This window comes from Arthrobacter sp. NPDC057259, from assembly GCF_042668995.1.
Taxonomy (GTDB): Bacteria; Actinomycetota; Actinomycetes; order Actinomycetales; family Micrococcaceae; genus Arthrobacter.
In genome coordinates this window covers 105,263-122,449 of record NZ_JBHUYA010000006.1, presented here as the reverse complement: position 1 = coordinate 122,449, position 17,187 = coordinate 105,263, and the positions used below count along the sequence as shown (strand labels likewise).

The 17,187-nt window shown below is 70.0% G+C and carries 19 protein-coding genes and 1 riboswitch; of the genes, 8 read left to right on the top strand and 11 right to left on the bottom strand.

Annotated features, from left to right (window positions below):
• Window positions 1–14: 14 nt before the first annotated feature.
• Entirely contained in the window at window positions 15–524 is a 510-nt protein-coding gene (locus ACFUCU_RS11425; protein WP_377972688.1) for a MarR family winged helix-turn-helix transcriptional regulator, read from the top strand.
• 37 nt (window positions 525–561) lie between these two features.
• Here ACFUCU_RS11425 and ACFUCU_RS11420 read toward each other — a convergent pair whose 3' ends face one another.
• The 11 genes from ACFUCU_RS11420 to ACFUCU_RS11370 all read right to left on the bottom strand — a co-directional run bounded on the left by ACFUCU_RS11420 (window position 562) and on the right by ACFUCU_RS11370 (window position 8,808).
• Window positions 562–855, bottom strand: a complete 294-nt coding sequence (locus tag ACFUCU_RS11420; protein ID WP_377972686.1) for a DUF503 domain-containing protein — start codon at window positions 853–855, stop codon at window positions 562–564.
• Between the two features lie 21 nt (window positions 856–876).
• Window positions 877–1,194, bottom strand: a complete 318-nt coding sequence (locus ACFUCU_RS11415; RefSeq protein ID WP_377972684.1) for a putative quinol monooxygenase — start codon at window positions 1,192–1,194, stop codon at window positions 877–879.
• Window positions 1,195–1,246: 52 nt separating this feature from the next.
• On the bottom strand, window positions 1,247–1,849 hold the full coding sequence (locus ACFUCU_RS11410; RefSeq protein WP_377972683.1) for a hypothetical protein: 603 nt from the start codon (window positions 1,847–1,849) through the stop codon (window positions 1,247–1,249).
• Entirely contained in the window at window positions 1,843–2,412 is a 570-nt protein-coding gene (locus ACFUCU_RS11405; protein ID WP_377972681.1) for a DUF1990 family protein, read from the bottom strand. Before ACFUCU_RS11405 ends, ACFUCU_RS11410 begins: the two co-directional genes overlap by 7 nt.
• On the bottom strand, window positions 2,409–2,846 hold the full coding sequence (locus ACFUCU_RS11400) for an MmcQ/YjbR family DNA-binding protein (RefSeq protein ID WP_377972679.1): 438 nt from the start codon (window positions 2,844–2,846) through the stop codon (window positions 2,409–2,411). The genes ACFUCU_RS11405 and ACFUCU_RS11400 overlap by 4 nt, the downstream gene beginning before the upstream one ends.
• Window positions 2,847–2,959: 113 nt before the next feature.
• Window positions 2,960–4,210 carry an acyl-CoA dehydrogenase family protein gene (locus ACFUCU_RS11395; protein WP_377972677.1) on the bottom strand — a complete coding sequence of 417 codons (1,251 nt, stop codon included), beginning with the start codon at window positions 4,208–4,210 and terminating at the stop codon, window positions 2,960–2,962.
• A gap of 24 nt (window positions 4,211–4,234) precedes the next feature.
• Complete coding sequence (locus ACFUCU_RS11390; RefSeq protein ID WP_377972675.1) at window positions 4,235–5,107, bottom strand: MetQ/NlpA family ABC transporter substrate-binding protein; 873 nt, start codon at window positions 5,105–5,107, stop codon at window positions 4,235–4,237.
• Between the two features lie 27 nt (window positions 5,108–5,134).
• Window positions 5,135–6,571, bottom strand: coding sequence for an NtaA/DmoA family FMN-dependent monooxygenase (locus ACFUCU_RS11385; RefSeq protein WP_377972673.1), 1,437 nt, complete (start codon window positions 6,569–6,571; stop codon window positions 5,135–5,137).
• A 36-nt stretch (window positions 6,572–6,607) separates the two neighbouring features.
• Complete coding sequence (locus ACFUCU_RS11380; RefSeq protein ID WP_377972671.1) at window positions 6,608–7,273, bottom strand: methionine ABC transporter permease; 666 nt, start codon at window positions 7,271–7,273, stop codon at window positions 6,608–6,610.
• On the bottom strand, window positions 7,266–8,078 hold the full coding sequence (locus ACFUCU_RS11375; RefSeq protein ID WP_377972669.1) for a methionine ABC transporter ATP-binding protein: 813 nt from the start codon (window positions 8,076–8,078) through the stop codon (window positions 7,266–7,268). Before ACFUCU_RS11375 ends, ACFUCU_RS11380 begins: the two co-directional genes overlap by 8 nt.
• Before the next feature lie 139 nt (window positions 8,079–8,217).
• Window positions 8,218–8,307: riboswitch (SAM riboswitch) on the bottom strand.
• A gap of 75 nt (window positions 8,308–8,382) precedes the next feature.
• The gene (locus ACFUCU_RS11370) at window positions 8,383–8,808 is read right to left on the bottom strand and encodes a CoA-binding protein (protein ID WP_364136376.1); all 426 of its coding nucleotides are present in this window, start codon (window positions 8,806–8,808) and stop codon (window positions 8,383–8,385) included.
• A 339-nt stretch (window positions 8,809–9,147) separates the two neighbouring features.
• Between ACFUCU_RS11370 and ACFUCU_RS11365 the strand changes: the two genes are divergently transcribed.
• The 7 genes from ACFUCU_RS11365 to ACFUCU_RS11335 all read left to right on the top strand — a co-directional run bounded on the left by ACFUCU_RS11365 (window position 9,148) and on the right by ACFUCU_RS11335 (window position 17,186).
• On the top strand, window positions 9,148–9,981 hold the full coding sequence (locus tag ACFUCU_RS11365; RefSeq protein ID WP_377972667.1) for an ABC transporter ATP-binding protein: 834 nt from the start codon (window positions 9,148–9,150) through the stop codon (window positions 9,979–9,981).
• A gap of 175 nt (window positions 9,982–10,156) precedes the next feature.
• A complete protein-coding gene (locus ACFUCU_RS11360; RefSeq protein WP_364136372.1) occupies window positions 10,157–11,209 on the top strand; it encodes an aliphatic sulfonate ABC transporter substrate-binding protein in 1,053 nt (350 codons plus the stop codon).
• Window positions 11,209–12,120 (top strand): ABC transporter permease, encoded by a 912-nt coding sequence (locus ACFUCU_RS11355; protein ID WP_377972665.1) that lies wholly within the window; start codon window positions 11,209–11,211, stop codon window positions 12,118–12,120. Before ACFUCU_RS11360 ends, ACFUCU_RS11355 begins: the two co-directional genes overlap by 1 nt.
• Entirely contained in the window at window positions 12,096–14,144 is a 2,049-nt protein-coding gene (gene acs / locus ACFUCU_RS11350; protein WP_377972663.1) for an acetate--CoA ligase, read from the top strand. Before ACFUCU_RS11355 ends, acs begins: the two co-directional genes overlap by 25 nt.
• Window positions 14,145–14,152: 8 nt before the next feature.
• Window positions 14,153–15,337 (top strand): dimethylsulfone monooxygenase SfnG, encoded by a 1,185-nt coding sequence (sfnG, locus tag ACFUCU_RS11345; protein ID WP_377972662.1) that lies wholly within the window; start codon window positions 14,153–14,155, stop codon window positions 15,335–15,337.
• Window positions 15,337–16,692, top strand: a complete 1,356-nt coding sequence (locus ACFUCU_RS11340) for an O-acetylhomoserine aminocarboxypropyltransferase/cysteine synthase family protein (protein ID WP_377972660.1) — start codon at window positions 15,337–15,339, stop codon at window positions 16,690–16,692. Before sfnG ends, ACFUCU_RS11340 begins: the two co-directional genes overlap by 1 nt.
• Window positions 16,692–17,186 (top strand): CoA-binding protein, encoded by a 495-nt coding sequence (locus tag ACFUCU_RS11335; protein ID WP_377972658.1) that lies wholly within the window; start codon window positions 16,692–16,694, stop codon window positions 17,184–17,186. Before ACFUCU_RS11340 ends, ACFUCU_RS11335 begins: the two co-directional genes overlap by 1 nt.
• The last annotated feature ends 1 nt before the right edge of the window (window position 17,187 follow it).

Genomic DNA, 17,187 nt, shown 5'->3' with positions numbered 1-17,187 from the left:
GGATGATGAGGGCCGTGGAATCCGCGCCGGAGGCAGCGGCCCGCCGGGACTCCGGCGCGTGGTCCCTGACCGGCGTGATCACCCGCCTGCGCAGGGTGCTGCGCTCCAGCGTGCGGCAGGAGTTTCCCTGGGAAGCGCTGCCGATGGCCCAGGTGGAGGTCCTGCAGCGGCTGGCCGAGGAACCGGGAATCGGCGTGAGCGGGCTGGCTTCGCGGCAGCGGCTGGCCGTCAACACGGTGAGCAACCTGGTCCAGCAGATGGTGGTGTCGGGGCTGGTGGAGCGGCTGACCCGGCCGGGCGACCGGCGTTCGGTGACGCTGACCCTTACCGAGCGGGGCGCCGCGGTCCTCGCCGCCTGGCAGGACGCCAATGACCGCCGCCTGGGCGACGCCCTCCGGCGGCTGCCCGAATCCTCGCAGCAGGCCATCGAGGACGCACTTCCGGCACTGGCCGCCCTGGCCGCCCTGTTGGAGGCGGAGGACCGGGAACCCGACGGCGGCGGCCTGCCTTCCCGGGACCTCTGACTTCCTGGAACCCCGCGCCCTGGGCCGTGCGCCGGGCCTAGTCGTCGCTACGGAGTTCGCGCTGGCGGGCGCTGAGGAGTTCGACCTCCGGCCGGGCCGCGACGAAGCGTTCGACGGCGGCCAGCACCTCGATGAGGTGGGCGCGGTCCGCGGCGACCAGTCCGGCGCCCACCAGGGCCCTGCGGTACTGGTCCTGGTAGCCGGCCTCCGTGACGGAGATGTCGAAGCGCCGCTTCAGCTCCGCCAGCAGCGGCCGGACCACGGACCGTTTTTCCTTCAGGCTGTGCACGTCGCCCAGCAGAAGGTCGAACTCGATCGAGCCGATCCACATGGCCCCAGCGTAACGTCCGGGCTAGATGGTGAGCTCGCCCATCCGGTCCCAGCCGTCGCCGTCGATCTGGCGGCTGATGATCCGGGGCGTCTCCACCAGGGCCTGGGGCATGTCCTCCATGGCCTTTTTGAAGTGGGCGCTGTTGACGTGGTCTCCGGCGGCGTCGTCCTTGAAGGCCTCGACGAGGACGAACTCGTTCGGGTCCTCGACGCTGCGTGACCACTCGAACCAGAGGTTGCCGGCTTCCTTGCGGGTGGACGTGGTGAAGTCCTCCACGAGGCCGAGCCAGCGCTCGGACCAGTCGGGCTTGACCTTGAATTTGACGACGATGAAGATCATGGACGGTCCCTTTCGGTACGGATACGGTCTTTCAGTATTTCAGTTGGGCCGGTCAGCAGGCGCCGATGGCGGCCCGGGCGATCTCCTGCTGCCGGGGCGTGCCCACGCGTTCGGCCCACTGCTCGGCCAGCTGGAATTCGACCATGGCCTCGGTGCAGCGGCCCGCTTCGTGCAGCGACCAGCCCAGGTTGTTGTGCAGCGCCACCAGCCACCGCCGGGTGCGGTCATCGCCGGCGGTGGAGGCGTACTCGAGGGCGCTGCGGGTCCAGGTTTCGGCGTGGGCGGTGTCCGCGATGGCCAGCATGTGCAGCGCGTCCACGGCCAGGAAGTCCTCGCCGAGGTGGTCCGCGAGTTCCGCGGCCTGCTCGAAAAGGGGAACGGCCATCTCGGGGTGGCCGCCGGAGTTGAGCACCCGTCCGCGCTCGAGCAGGACCCGCACCGCCACGGTGGGTTCGTCGGCGTCGACCGCGTCCAGCAGTGCGTCGGCTTCCTCGTACCGGCCCTGCAGCCCGATCGCCCGGCCCAGCTGGGTGGCAAGTTCGGCGCGTTCATCGGCGTCGAACGCCGGGTCCTCCAGTGCCTCCCGGAAGCGGGCTTCGGAGAGCCCGGGATTGTCGAAGTTCCAGATCAGGTCCAGGTTCTGTTGGTTCAGCATCCACTCACTCCTGCTCGGTTCACGCCGGCGGCCAGTTCCTGTGCACTCCTAACGTACCGGGAAGTGACCAGCCGGCGCGCCCGGTCCGTGACGGGGCGGCCGGCGGCGTAGAACCAGGTGGACGGGACACCGAAGGCGGTGATGGTGATCAGCACCCGGCCGGCCTCATCCAGCGAGATCTCGAAGGACTCCTCGCCCCGGACGGGGTGCCCGGGCAGGGTGCCGTAACCGAATCCGGCCGACTGCGGGCCGGCCCCGGGGCGGGGCGGGTGCACCCAGACCACCTCGCAGGGGGCGTCGACGCGGAACGGGCCGACGCCGAAGCCGCTGACCACCCGGACGCCGGGGGCGACGTCGGATTCGGCCCGGACCCGCAGCCCCGCGCCGCGGTGCAGCTGCCAGGTCATCAGGCCGTGCACCGCCCGGCGGTAGGCCGCCTCCCCGTCGCCGATGTGGGCCCGGGTGACGATGCCGTTGCCGTCCGCGGGAAGCCGGCCGCTCTCGGTGGCACCGACACCGGAATAGGTCAGCTCGCCCGCGGCGATCCGCTCCCCGCCCCTCACGGCCGGTCCCCGATCCGGTCGTTGCCCCGGTCCCCACCCCCTGCCAGCCGGGACCAGCCCAGTTGCGCCTGCTGGGCCCGGCTCAGGGTGGCCACCACCAGGTCGTAGGAATCCTCCACCATGTCCCGGATCATGTCGTCCGGGAGCGCACCGTTCAAGCGGACGCCGTTCCAGTGCCGCTTGTTCAGGTGCCAGGCTCCGGTGATCTCCTGGTGCACCTGCCGGAGCTGTTCCGCGAGCGCCGGTTCGCATTTGAGGCTCACGCTGAAGTCCTCCGGGTCCATGGCGGACAGGGCGAAGACCTTCGCCTGGTGCCGGGCGCCGCCGGCAATGGCGGCGCGGACCTTGAACACGGCTGTCTCGGGCCCGAACGGGTAGTCCTCGAAGGCGCCGGGGAAGCCCAGGCATATTTCTCGCAGTGCGGCCGCATCCATGGTCCGAGCTTACGTCCGGGGCCGGACAGCGGGCAGCCCGGACCCGGGAGGCTAGGTCTCCGCGGTGAGGCTAAGCCGCCCCGGTGTGCCGGAGCGGCGCGGCTGGATGGACGCTACTCCCCCGCCGCCGGCGCCTTCGGCGCGTCGCCGATGCTGTGAAGCCCCTCCGGTGTGGTGCCGTTGACCTCGTAGTCGCCCAGGATCCGGGCCTTGAAGACCGCCGGGTTGTGCGTGGCGACCGTGCGGGCGTTCCGCCAGTGCCGGTCCAGTGCCTTGGCCTTCGAGGTGGCGGAGGCGCCGGTGACGTCGAAGAGCTGCTGGGCTGCCGACTGCACCAGCTCGGGGACCAGCAGCTGCGCCTTCCCCACGGCCGCCTCTCCCCTGCTGTATCGCTCGGCGGGGGCGAGGTCCGGGCCCGGATCGGCGGCTGCGTCGAGCTCGCGGGCGGCGGCCAGGACGACGGACTCCGCGGCGAAGACCTTGGCGGAGAGCTGCCCCACCAGCTGCAGGATCAGCGGGTCGTGCCGGAACAGCTCACCCGAGCCGGTGTTGAAGGTGCGTTTCCGGGCCCGGACCAGTGCCTTCGCATCCGCCAGGGCCGCCCGCCCGATCCCGGCCAGCACCGCCAGCAGGACCAGCTGGAAGAAGGCCGGCTCGTGTGTGGTGGACACCGAGCGCTGGATGATGTGCTCCGCGGGCACGGCAACGTCGCGGAAGATTGTGGTGCCCGTCCCGGTGAGCTGCTGGCCGAACCCGTCCCAGTCGTCGAGAATCTCCACCCCGGGCGCCGTGGTGCTGACGACGGCGTATTGGCGGCCCTCCCGGCCCGCGGTACTGGCCGTGACGGCGATCCACCGGGCGAAGATGGTCCCGGTGGTGTAGAACTTCCGGCCGTTGAGCACCCAGTCCGGTCCGGACGGGGTCAGCGTGGTTCCGGTGGCGCCGAGGACGTTGCCGGACTGCTCGGTGGCCGCATTGCCGAAGATTTCGCCGGCCACCACCCGCGGGTACCAGCGGTCCTGGAAGCCGGGGCCCTCCAGCCGCACCGTCTCCACAAACGCGAAGTGCGAGCGGTACAGGTGCGCCACCGAGGAGTCGGCCTCGGCCAGTTCCACCAGCAGTCGGAAGAACGGCTCGAAGCCGATCCCGTCCCCTCCGTGCTCCACGGGGACCCGCAGCCGGCCGAACCCTGCCTCGTTGAGCCAGCGGACCTGCTCGAAGGGCAGGACGCGGTCCCGCTCCCGGTCCAGGGCGCCCTCGGCGATCCGGGCGAAGACCGGGCGGAACCGCCCGGCCAGGGCCTGGTAGCCGTGCTCCGTGGTGGCGCCCGCCGCCGTCGTCGTTGTTTCTGTTGAGGTGCTCATCGCGTCTCCTGTTCCCCGGGCCGGCTAGAGTTTCGCCGCGTCGGCGGCCGGGTCCTGGTCCCACGGGGTGGGCAGGATTCCGTTCTGGTAGCCGGCGAACCAGGCCTTGACCTCGGGCGACTGGTAGGCCTCCTTCAGAGCGGCCGCCTTCTCCGTGCCGGCGAACTCGGGCCGGCCGGCAACGACGATCCGGAAGGGGACCTGGTTGGCGTCGGGCTCGAAGGCCAGCGCGTCGGCCCTGGTGTGCTTGGCGTCGGCCGCCATCCGGGCGATCAGGAAGCCGGCGTCGACGTCCGGGAGGGTCTTGGCCAGGGACTGCTGGTCCACCTCCACAAACTGCAGCTTCTTCGGGTTGGCGGTGATGTTCTTCTGCGAGGTGTGGATGACGGTGGCGTCGGAGAGTTCCAGCAGCCCGGCGTCGCGGAGCATGAACAGGGCGCGGCCGTTGTTGGCCGGGTCCACGGGGATGCCGATCTTGGCCTCGTCGGGGAGCTCGCTGAGGGACTTGTACTTGTCCGACCAGATCCCGCCGGGCGCGCTGTAGACGTAGAACAGGCCGACGTTGGAGAGGCCCTTGTCCTGGTTGAACTGCTTCAGGTAGGCGTTGTGCTGGAAGAAATTGGCGTCGAATTCACCGTTCGCCACCGCAAGGTTGGGCTGGATGATGTCCGTGACGTAGGTGGGCTCCAGCGTCCAGCCCTTGGCCTCGAGGAGCTTCTTGGCGATCTTCGTTGGCTCCTGGTACGGCGCGGACTCGGTGACGATGATCTTGATGGTCTTCCCGCCCGAGGTGGCGTTGGCGCCGCCGGGGTTGACCAGGCCGCAGCCGGTGAGGGCCGTCGCGGACGCGGCGCCGGCTCCGGCGAGGGCGAACTTGAGGAAATTTCTGCGGTGCATGGCGGGTGTCCTTTGTCGAGAGGGGGATTAGACGCCGACGGCGGCGGGAGTGTTTTCGGCGGCCGCGGAGAACGCTGTGAAGGCACCGCGGAATGCGGCGGCGGGGTGCCGGCCGTTGAGTCGGGGGCCGTCACCGAAGAGCTTTTCGCGCAGGGTTCCCGGCGCATAGTCGGTCTGGGCGAGGCCGCGGTCCCGCAGTTCGGGCAGCACCCCGGTGATGAAGTCGGTGTAGGACCCCGGGATGGTCTGGTTGATGATGTTGATCCCGTCGATGCCGGCGTCCTGCCATTCTTCGAGCCGGTCAGCGATCTGTTCGGGCGTGCCCACCACCCGGTTGGCCCGGCTGCGGTACAGCGCGATGTCGCGGAGCGTCGGGTTGCCGCCGCGGGTGGAGGCCCGGATGGCCTCCAGGTGTCCCTGGCTGCCCTCGGTCTGGATGTCGCCCAAGGGGGTGTCCAGCGGCAGGCCGCCCAAGTCGACGCCGAATCCGCCGCCGACGTGGGCCAGCAGGGCCTCGATGTCCAGGCTGTCCTCCAGCTCGGCCGCTTTCCGGGCTGCCTCGGCCTCGGTACCGCCTACTACGAAGTGCATGCCCTGGAGGAACTTCACGTCCTCGGGACGACGGCCGGCGGCCACCGCCTGCTCGCGAACGGCGGCCGTGTAGGCGGCCGCGATCGCGGTGCTGGGCGCCAGGGTGAAGGTCGCCTCCGCGTTGGCGGCGCAGAACTGCCTGCCGCGGCCGGAGCTGCCGGCCTGGAAGAGCACCGGGGTGCGCTGCGGCGACGGCGCCACGAGGTGCGGCCCGTCGATGGAGTAGCGGGGCCCGCTGTGGTAGATCTTGCTGACCTTTTCGGGGTCCGCGTGGAGGCCGCCCTCCTTGTCCCGGACCAGGGCGTCGTCCGCCCAGGAGCCCTCCCACAGCTTGTAGGCCGCCTCGACGTATTCGTCCGCCCAGTCGTAGCGCTCGTCATGTTTGGTCAGCTCGGTGGCGTTGAAGTTCCGGTGCGAGTTTTCCAGCACGCTGGTGACGATGTTCCAGCCCACCCGGCCGTTGCTGATGTGGTCCAGGGTGGACATCTGCCGGGCGAACTGGAAGGGATGGCTCTGGATCACGGAGGAGGTGGCGGCCAGGCCGATCTCCCGGGTGGCGGCGGCCAGGGCCGAGAGCAGGATCAGCGGGTCGTTGGAAGGAACCTGCAGGCCCTTCCTCAGGTGGGAGGCCCAGCCGCCGTCGTAGTCGCCGTAGAGGCCCACGACATCGGCGAAGAAGATCGCGTCGAATTTCGCGTCCTCCAGCTGCCGGGCCAGGTCGGTCCAGAGCTGCAGTTCGTTGAAGCGGTGCTGCTGGGCCTCGGGGCGGCGCCATTGGCCGCCCATGATGTGGCTGGTGGTATTCATGACGAACGCGCTGAGGAGCAGGCGGGGGCGGGGTCCGTCGAAGCGGGGGCTGGCTGGTGAAGTCATTGTTCTGCTTTCCGAAGTGGGGTGCCGGAGCCGCGGTCAGAGCCGCTTGTCGAGGCGGCGGGCCAGGCGGGAGCCGCCGAACTGGACGAGGGTGACCAGCAGGATCATCAGGATGATCGCGGTGATCATCAGCGGGGTTTCATAGCGGTAGTAGCCGTAGCGGATCGCGAAGTCGCCGATCCCGCCGCCGCCCACCAGCCCGGCCATCGCCGAGTAGGAGATGAAGCTGACGGTCATGATGGTGATGGAGCTGACCAGTCCCGGCCGGGCCTCCACCAGCAGCACGTCCCGGACAATCTGGGACCGGCTGGCTCCCATCGAGCGGGCGGCCTCCACCACGCCGCTGCCGAGCTGGCTGAGGTTCTGTTCCACGAAGCGGGCGAAGTACGGGATGGCGTTGATGGTCAGCGGGACGATCACCGCGGCCGTGCCGATGGTGGTGCCCACGATGAAGCGGGTCACCGGGATGATGGCGATCAGCAGGATCAGGAACGGGAAGGACCGGACCAGGTTGACCAGGCCGTCCAGGACCCGGTGGAGCCGGGGCCGGTGCCGCAGCCCGCCGGGGCCGATCGTGTAGAGCCAGACGCCCAGCGGCGTGCCGATCAGGACGGCCAGCGGGATCGCGACCAGCAGCATGGCCAGGGTCTGGCCCATGGCGGCGCCGATTTCGGGCAGGACCGATAGGATGCGCTCAAGCATGGATCAGGCCTTTCGGGGCGGGGCCGGCCGGGGCGGCTGCCCGGTGGGGCCGGTTCAGCTCGATGGCGTCGGAGACCAGGTACCGCCCGATCGAGGTGGCGGGGTGGAAGCCGGGGCGTTCGAGCTCGGCCAGGTCGAATTGCTCGACGATCCGGCCGTCCTCCATGACCGCGACGTTGTCCGCGATGGCCTTGATGACGTTCATTTCGTGCGTGACCACCACGATCGTGATGCCGAATTCGGCGTTGACGTCCGCGAGGTACTGCAGCACGGAGGCGGTGGTCCGGGGGTCCACGGCCGACGTCGGTTCGTCGCAGAGCAGGACCTTCGGCTCCGTGGCCAGCGCCCGGGCGATGGCCACCCGCTGCTTCTGGCCGCCGGAGAGCTTCGCGGGGTAGCTGGCGGCCTTGTCCGCGAGGTCCACGATGGCCAGGGCGTCGGCCGCCCGGCGCCGGCGTTCGGCCTTCCCCACCCCGGCGAACTTCAGTGAGAGCTCCACGTTCTCCTGCGCGGTGAGGTTGTTGAGCAGGTTGAAGTGCTGGAAGATCATGCCGATTCCGTGCCGGCTGCTGCGCAGTTCCGGCTCGCTCAGGGCGGTCAGGTCCACGCCGTCGACCAGGACCCGGCCCGAGGTGGGGCGTTCGAGCAGGTTGATGTTGCGCAGCAGCGTGGATTTGCCGGCGCCGGAGAACCCGATGATGCCTTGGATCCGGCCGCGCTCCACGGTGAGGGTGACGTCGTCGACGGCGGTGAACCGGCCATCCTTCGACCGGAACGAGGTGCTGACATTCTGGATCTCGATCACAGCGGACCGCCCGCGATCCGGGCCGGCGCTGCCGTCGTTGTGGTGTTCATGATTCCTCCGGGGCTCGCCCGAGGAAAGCCTCATCCCCCGGCGCCGGGGCAGCGCAAAGCGCGGCCTCTCGGGTCCGTGGAACAGTGGTTCTCCATCGGTCCTGGCGGTAGCACCGTCCTCATCGAGGGGGTTGCTGCGGCGTCACGGAGCCAGGTCTCTCAGCCGCTCGGGATGGTTACCCCACGAATCTGGCACACGCCCGGCCGAGGTGAAAGCGGCGCGTCACACGCCGTAAAGCTCCCGTCAGTCCCGGTTAAAGGCCCAGGAGCGGCGCTTCCCTGGCCGGGCAGGCGTTCATGACGACGTCCAGCCCGGCGGCCTTGGCGCGTTCGGCCGCGGCCTCGTCGATGACGCCCAGCTGCAGCCAGACGGCGCCGGCGCCGGCGGCAATCGCCTGGTCCACCACGTCGCCGACGCGTCCGGAGTTCACGAAGCAATCCACGACGTCGATGGGCCGCTTCTCCGCCGGGATTTCCGCCAGCGAGCGGTAGCCGGCCTCTCCGTGCACGTCGTCGCCGGGCAGGTTGACCGGGATGATGTCCATGCCCAGGCGGTCGCGGATGAACAGCGACGTGTCGTAGGCAGCACGCCATTGGTTGGTGCTCAGGCCCACGATGGCCCACCGGCCCTTGGTGCGCAGGAGGCGTTCGACGACGGCGGGATCGTTCACGTGGCTCATGCGGCCAGCCTACGTCCGCCGGCAGCACCACCGCAGTAGGCAAACCCACCCCGGGCGCTGTGCCGAATTTCTGATCGAACCAGGCGCCTCCCGTCCGCAGGTTTCCGAATATTACGCGCCCATTTGGCGAAAATCCGCCGTTCGGTTTTAGTAGACAGTGACCATCCCGAGCGGCCGAGAGACCTGGATCGATGACGCCGCAGCAACCCTGGTCGACGGACCTCCACCCCGGAGCCCGCCGATAACGAGGACGCACGCCGAGGGAAGGGTCCGGACTGACTACCCGGGCCAAAGGCTGCTTCCGTAGGGTGCTACTGCCAGGACCGATGGAGTAACCCTATGACTGCTGTCCTGCACCCGTCCCAGCCCCGGGCCGACGCCCGGCCCGGCTCCGGCACCCCCGCCCTCCCGGTCTCCTTCCGCGGCCTGGGCCGCGCCTTCGGGACCGGCCCCGCCGCGCACACCGTCCTCCGGGACGTCAGCTTCGACGTCGTCCCCGGCGAGGTGCTGGCCATCCTGGGCGCCTCCGGCTGCGGCAAGTCCACCCTGCTCCGGGCCGCCGCCGGGCTCGACGCCGCCACCTCCGGCAGCGTCGCCATCGACGGCGAGCCGGTCCGCGGCGTCGACGACCGCTGCGCCTTCGCGTTCCAGGAGCCGCGGCTGCTGCCCTGGCACACGCTTCAGGCGAACATCGCCATCGGCCTGCCCGCCGGCGTCAGCGCCCGCGACGGCAAGGCCAAAGTGGCCCGCCTGCTGGAACTCGTGGGACTGCAGGACTTCGCCAAACACCGCCCCCGGGAGGTCTCCGGCGGCATGGCCCAGCGCGCGTCGCTGGCCCGGGCCCTGGCCCGGAACCCCGGCGTGCTGCTCCTCGACGAGCCCTTCGGCGCCCTCGACGCACTGACCCGGATCAAGATGCAGGACCTGCTCCTGGAGGTCCACCGCGCCGAACCCACCACGGTGCTGCTGGTGACGCACGACGTCGACGAGGCCCTGCAGCTGGCGGACCGCATCATCGTCCTCGGCCGGGAGGACACCGAATCGTCCCCGGCCGGCGCCACGATCGTGCGCACCCTCACCGTTCCCGGCGGACGGCCCCGGGACCGCGCCTCGGCCGACCTGGCCCGAATGCGCACCTCGCTCCTGGCCAGCCTCGGCGTCGACGGCCACTAACGGCCCCGCCCCGCCGCCCCGGTCACGGCCTGAACGGTCCGTCCGCTTCCAGCAGGCAGCGCCGCCGGTACCCCGGCACCGGACCGGCCGAGCCGTCCGCTCCCCGCGCCGGCGGCCACCTGCATCACTCTCCTGTCTCTTTCGCATCGCTCGCACCGCCCGTAAAGGAACTCCCATGGCTCCCACCCGCACCACGTCCCGCCGTTTCGTCCTCACCGCCGTCGCCGCCTCCGCGGCCCTGGCCCTCACCGGGTGCGTCGCCGGGGAAGGCTCCGGCAGCCAGCCCGCAGCCGCCGCGGCCGCCGGCGGCAACGGCGGCGGCACGCTGACCATCGACTTCGCCACCTACAACCCGCTGAGCCTGGTGATCAAGAAGAAGGGCTGGCTGGAGGCCGCCCTTAAGGACCAGGGCGTCACCGTCAAGTGGGTCCAGTCGGCCGGCTCCAACAAGGCCAACGAGGCACTCCGTTCCGGCGCGGTGGACGTCGGCTCCACCGCCGGTTCGGCCGCGCTCCTGGCCAAGGCCAACGGCTCCCCGATCAAGACCATCGACATCTTCTCCCAGCCCGAATGGGCCGCCCTGGTCACCAAGCCCGGCTCCGGCATCAGCACGGTGGCGGACCTGAAGGGCAAGTCGGTCGCGGCCACCAAGGGCACGGACCCGTACTTCTTCCTGCTGCAGGCGCTGTCCGAGGCCGGCCTCTCGCCCAAGGACGTCACCGTGCAGAACCTGCAGCACGCGGACGGCCGCACCGCCCTGGAGAACGGATCCGTGGACGCCTGGTCCGGGCTGGACCCGATCATGGCCGGCGCCGAGCAGAAGGGCGCCAAGCTCTTCTACCGGAACCTCTCGTTCAACACCTACGGCTTCCTCAACGCCACCGAGTCCTTCCTCAAGGACCGGCCGCAGCAGGCGCAGACCGTGGTGAACGCCTACGAGAAGGCCCGCGCCTGGGCGGCCGCGAACCCGGACGAGACCGCGCAGATCCTGGCCGAGGCCGCCGGCCTGGACCTGGCCGTGGCCAAGACCGTGGTGCTGCAGCGCAGCAACCTCAACGTCAACCCGGCGCCGGGCGAAGCCCAGCGCACGGTCCTCGCGAAGATCGGTCCCACCTTCGTGGAGACCGGGGACGTGGCGAGCCAGAAGCAGATCGACGACGCCGTCGGCTCGCTTCTCGATGACTCGCTGGTGAAGAAGGCGGACGCCTCCGCCATCAAGGACTCCTGATGGCCAGCCTCGGAGATTCCCCCTTCACCGGCACCACCGTTGCGGACGGGCGCACTGCAGCCGCCCCCGCAGCTCCGGCAGACGCCGCCCGGCCGGCCTCCCCCGTCACGGGAGGACACGGCACCCCGGCGAACGGATGGTCCCCCGCCGGGTTCCTGGCCCGCGGCTGGGCGCGTCTGCTCCTTGGACTGCTGGTCCCCGCGGCGGTGCTGGCGGCCTGGCAGCTGTCCACCGCCGCGGGAGTCTTCAGCGTGGTCCAGCTCCCGCCGCCGGCCATGGTGCTCGACGCCGGCCTCGACCTGCTCCGCCGCGGGCAGCTGGGCCTGCACGTGGCCATCTCCACCCAGCGGGTGCTGATCGGCTTCGCCGCCGGCGCCGCCCTGGGCCTGCTCCTCGGCTCCCTGGTGGGGCTCTCCCGCGTGGCGGACGCCCTGCTGGGCCCCACCATCGGCGCGCTGCGGGCCGTCCCGTCCCTGGCCTGGGTGCCGCTGCTGATCCTCTGGATGAAGATCGGCGAGGATTCCAAGGTCACCCTGATCATGATCGGCGCGTTCTTCCCCGTCTTCACCACCGTTTCGCTGGCCCTGCGCCACGTGGACCGGAACCTGGTGGAAGCCGCCCGCGCCTTCGGGCTCAAGGGCGTGAAGCTGCTGACCACCGTGCAGCTGCCCGCCGTCGTGCCCGCCGTGTTTTCCGGGCTGCGGCTGGCCCTGGCCCAGGCGTGGCTGTTCCTCGTGGCGGCCGAGCTCATCGCCTCCTCGATGGGCCTGGGCTTCCTGCTGACCGACTCGCAGAACAACGGCCGCACGGACCGGCTGCTCCTGGCCATCGTGCTGCTGGCCGTGATCGGCAAGATCACCGACGCGCTGCTCGGCCTGGCGGAGAAATGGGCGGTGAACCGGTGGGCGTAACGGCAGCAGAGACCACGGCGCAGACCCCGGGCCCCCAGACCCTGGGCCAAGGCACCGTGGCACCACAGACACAGGCTCCGTTGACCGAGGCCGAACGCATCGCATTCTGGGAACAGGCCGCGCTGCGCCTCGACTGGGAACCCGCCGGGTCCGCCGGTGCGGGACTGCCCTGGCACACCACGCACCGCCGCGTCCCCGCGGACCCGGCGGCCGGAACCGGTCCGCAGATCAGCTGGTTCGAGGGCGGGAAGCTCAACGTCGCCTACAACTGCGTCGACCGCCATGTAGCGGCGGGACGCGGTGACACAGTGGCGCTGTACTTCGAGGGCGAACCCGGCGACCGGCGCACCCTCACCTACGCGGACCTGCAACGCGAGGTATCCCGGGCCGCCAACGCCCTGCTGGACCTCGGCATCACCAAGGGCGACCGCGTGGTCATCTACCTCCCGGTGATCCCCGAAACGGTCACCATCACCCTGGCCGTGGCCCGCATCGGCGCCATCCACTCCCTGGTGTTCGGCGGGTTCTCCGCCGACGCGCTGAAGTTCCGGGTGGAGGACACCGGCGCGAAGCTGCTGGTCACCACGGACGGGCAGTTCCGCCGCGGCGCCGCGGTGCCGGTGAAGGCCAATGCAGACGCCGCCGTCGCCGGGGACAACGCCGTCGAACACGTCCTGGTGGTCAACCGGACCACCGCGCCGGAGGACCTGGGCACCGTCCCGATGGTCCCGGGCCGGGACGTGTGGTGGCACGACGCCGTCGGGCGCGCCTCCGACGTCCACGTCGCCGAGGCGTTCGACGCCGAGACGCCGCTGTTCATCATGTACACCTCCGGCACCACCGGGAAGCCCAAGGGCCTGGTCCACACCTCCGGCGGCTATCTGACCCAGGCGTCGTGGAGCTTCGAGCACCTCTTCAGCAACCCGGACCCGGCGCTCCGGGACCGGGACGTCCACTGGTGCACCGCGGACCTCGCCTGGGTCACCGCGCACACCTACGAGCTGTACGGCCCGCTCTCCAACGGCGCCACGCAGGTGATCTTCGAGGGCACGCCAAACACCCCGCACCCGGGCCGGCACTTCGAGATCATCGAACGCTACGGCGTCACGCAGTACTACACCGCCCCCACCCTGGTGCGCTCGCTGATGGGCTGGTTCCCGGACGGCGTGCCCGACGCATACGACTTGTCCTCCATCCGGCTGCTCGGAACCGTGGGCGAGGCCGTGAATCCGGAGGCCTGGCGCTGGTTCCGGGACAACGTCGGAGCCGGCACCGCGCCGGTCGTGGATACCTGGTGGCAGTCTGAGACCGGTGCCACCATCCTCTCCCCCGCCCCGACCGACACCGCATTCAAGCCCGGTTGCGCCGCCCGGCCGCTGCCCGGCGTCGGCGCCCGGATCGTGGACGGGGCCGGGGCCCCGGTACCGCCCGGGGTGCAGGGCTTCATCGTGGTGGACGCCCCCGGCCCGGCAATCGCCCGCACCGTCTGGGGCAACCCGCGGCGCTACTACGACTCGTACTGGCGCCAGTACTCGGAACAGGGCTGGTTCCTCGCCGGCGACGGCGCCAAATACGACGACGACGGCGACATCTGGATCCTGGGCAGGGTGGATGACACCCTCAATGTCTCCGGGCACCTGCTTTCCACCATCGAGATCGAATCGGCACTGGTCTCGCACCCGGACGTGGTGGAGGCCGGCGTCTGCCCGGTCCCCGACCCCAAAACCGGCCACGCGGTGGTCGCGTTCGTCGTCCCCAAGGGCGGTGCCGCCGACCGGGCACCGTCCATCGAGGAACTGCGCAACCACGTCGCGACGGCGATCGGGCCGATCGCGAAGCCGCGCGACGTCGTCGTGGTCCCGGACGTGCCGAAGACCCGCAGCGGCAAGATCATGCGGCGGCTGCTGACCCAGCTCTTCGAGGGCACCGAACTCGGCGACACCACGTCGTTGCAGAACGAACCCTCGATCGCCGGCATCCAGCAGGCCCTCCGCGAACGCAGCACAGAACCCTCCCGGAAGTAAGGAACACCATGACCGAGAACAGCACCGTCGCCCGCCTCTCCGAACCGCTCAAGTTCGCCTATTGGGTCCCCAACGTCTCCGGTGGCCTGGTGGTCTCCACCATCGAACAGCGCACCGGCTGGGACTTCGATTACAACAAGAAGCTGGCCCGCATCGCCGAGGTTTCCGGTTTCGAGTACGCCCTGACCCAGACCCGCTACGCCGCCTCCTACGGCGCGGACAAGCAGCACGAGGCCACCTCGTTCAGCCTGGGCCTGCTGGCCGCCACCGAGCGGCTGAAGGTGATCGCCGCCGTCCACCCCGGCATGTGGCACCCCGGCGTCCTGGCGAAGTACCTGATCACCGCGGATCACATCTCCAACGGCCGCGCCGCCGTGAACATCGTCTCCGGCTGGCTCAAGGCCGAGTTCGAAAACTTCGGCCTCGAGTGGCTGGAGCACGACGAGCGCTACGTCCGCACCGAGGAGTTCATCCGGGTGCTCCGCGGCCTGCTGACCCAGAAGAACTTCAGCCAGGCCGGCAAGTACTACAACATCACCGACTTCACCCTGCAGCCGGCCCCGGTGGACGTCCCGGGCCGCGCGCACCCGGAGATCTTCTTCGGCGGCAACTCCACCGCGGCACAGGCCACGGCCGGCCGCGTGGCGGACTGGTACTTCTCCAACGGCAAGGACCTCGAAGGCTTCAAGGAGAACATCGCCGGCGTCGTCGCCGCGGCCGGCGAAGCCAGGCGCGGGACCGGCGGCGCCCTCGGTTTCCCGCGGTTTGGCCTGAACGGCTTCGTCATCGCCCGCGATTCCGAAAAGGAGGCCCGCGAGACCCTCCGCGAGATCGTCGCCAAGGCGCACAAGCCCGCCGTCGAGGGTTTCCGGGACGCCGTCCAGGAGGCCGGGGCGTCCACCAAGGACGGCAAGGGCATGTGGGCGGACTCCAGCTTCGAGGACCTGATCCAGTACAACGACGGCTTCAAGACCCGGCTGATCGGCACCCCCGAACAGATCGCGGAACGGATCGTCAAGTACAAGAAGATCGGGGTGAACCTGCTCCTGACCTGCTACCTGCACTTCCAGGAGGAGGTGGCCGCGTTCGGCAAGGACATCCTACCGATCGTGCGCGAACTCGAGGCCGACCTGGCCCGCAAGCACGGCACCGAACTTTCCACCCCTGCCACCAAGATTGAGGTGAACGCGTAATGGCCGACCGTACCTTCGGATTCCGCACCCGAGCCCTGCACGCCGGCGGCACTCCCGACGCCGAACACGGCGCCCGGGCCGTGCCGATCTACCAGACCACGTCTTTTGTCTTCAAGGACACCCAGGACGCGGCCAACCTCTTCGCCCTGCAGAAGTACGGCAACATCTACTCCCGGATCGGCAACCCCACGGTGGCCGCGTTCGAGGAGCGCGTCGCCTCCCTGGAAGGGGGCATCGGCGCCGTCGCCACGTCCTCGGGCATGGCCGCGGAGTTCGTCACCTTCGCCGCGCTCACCCAGGCCGGGGACCACCTCGTGGCCTCCTCCCAGCTCTACGGCGGCACCGTGACCCAGCTGGATGTCACGCTCCGCCGCTTCGGCGTGGACACCACCTTCGTCCCCGGCACGGACCCGGCGGACTACGCCGCGGCCATCAGGGAGAACACCAAGGCGATCTTCGTCGAGGTCGTCGCCAACCCCTCCTCCGAAGTCCAGGACCTCGCCGGGCTGGCAAAGGTGGCGCACGACGCCGGCATTCCGCTCGTCGTCGACGCCACCCTGAGCACCCCGTACCTGGTGCGGCCGATCGAGCACGGCGCGGATATCGTGATCCACTCCGCCACCAAGTTCCTGGGCGGGCACGGCACCACCCTGGGCGGCGTCGTCGTCGAAAGCGGCCGCTTCAACTGGGGCAACGGCAAGTTCCCCACCATGACCGAGCCGGTGGCCTCCTACGGCAACGTCTCCTGGTGGGGGAACTTCGGCGAGTACGGGTTCCTCACCAAGCTGCGCTGCGAGCAGCTGCGGGACATCGGTCCGGCCCTGTCACCGCAGTCCGCGTTCCAGCTGCTGCAGGGCATCGAGACGCTGCCGCAGCGGCTGGACGAGCACCTGAAGAACGCCCAGGCTGTGGCCGAATGGCTCGAAGCCGACGAGCGGGTGGCGTACGTGAACTACTCCGGCCTGCCGTCCCACCCGCACTTCGAACGGGCGCGGAAGTACCTGCCGCTGGGCCCGGGGTCCGTGTTCTCGTTCGGCGTCAAGGGCGGCCGCGCCGCGGGGCAGAAGTTCATCGAGGCCCTGCAGCTGGCCTCGCACCTGGCCAACGTGGGCGACTCCCGGACCCTGGTGATTCACCCGGGCTCCACCACCCACCAGCAGCTCAGCCCGGAGCAGCTCGAATCCGCGGGCGTGCCCGAGGACCTGGTCCGCATCTCGGTGGGCCTGGAAGACATCGAGGACATCCTCTGGGACTTGGACCAGGCCCTGGCCGCGGCCTCGAAAGTGCCGGCCGCCGGCGTATCCGCGGAACCGGAAGAACTGCCCGCCGAGGCCTGCACGATTGGAGCGAACTGATGACTGACGCAACCCGCACCTGGACCGGACCGTCCGCGCCGGAGCGGCTGAACCTGCTCCGGCAGGCGAAGTCCATCGCGATTGTGGGCGCCTCGGACAAGCCGTCCCGGGCCAGCTACTTCGTGGCGACGTACCTGCTGTCCTCCACCCGGTACAAGGTCTACTTCGTGAATCCGGTGGTCAAGGAAATCCTGGGCCAGCCGAGCTACGCGTCGCTGGCGGACCTGCCGGAGAGCCCGGACATTGTGGATGTGTTTCGCAAGCACGATGACCTGCCGGGCGTGCTGGACGAGGCGATCGCCGCCGGCGCCAAGACGCTCTGGCTGCAGCTGGGGTCCTGGCATGAGGACGTGGCCAAGGAGGCCGAGGCGGCCGGGCTGAACGTGGTGATGGACCGGTGCGTGAAGATCGAGCACGCCCGTTTCCACGGCGGCCTGCACCTGGCCGGCTTCGACACCGGCGTCATCTCCTCGAAGCGGCAGGTCCTGGCCTAAG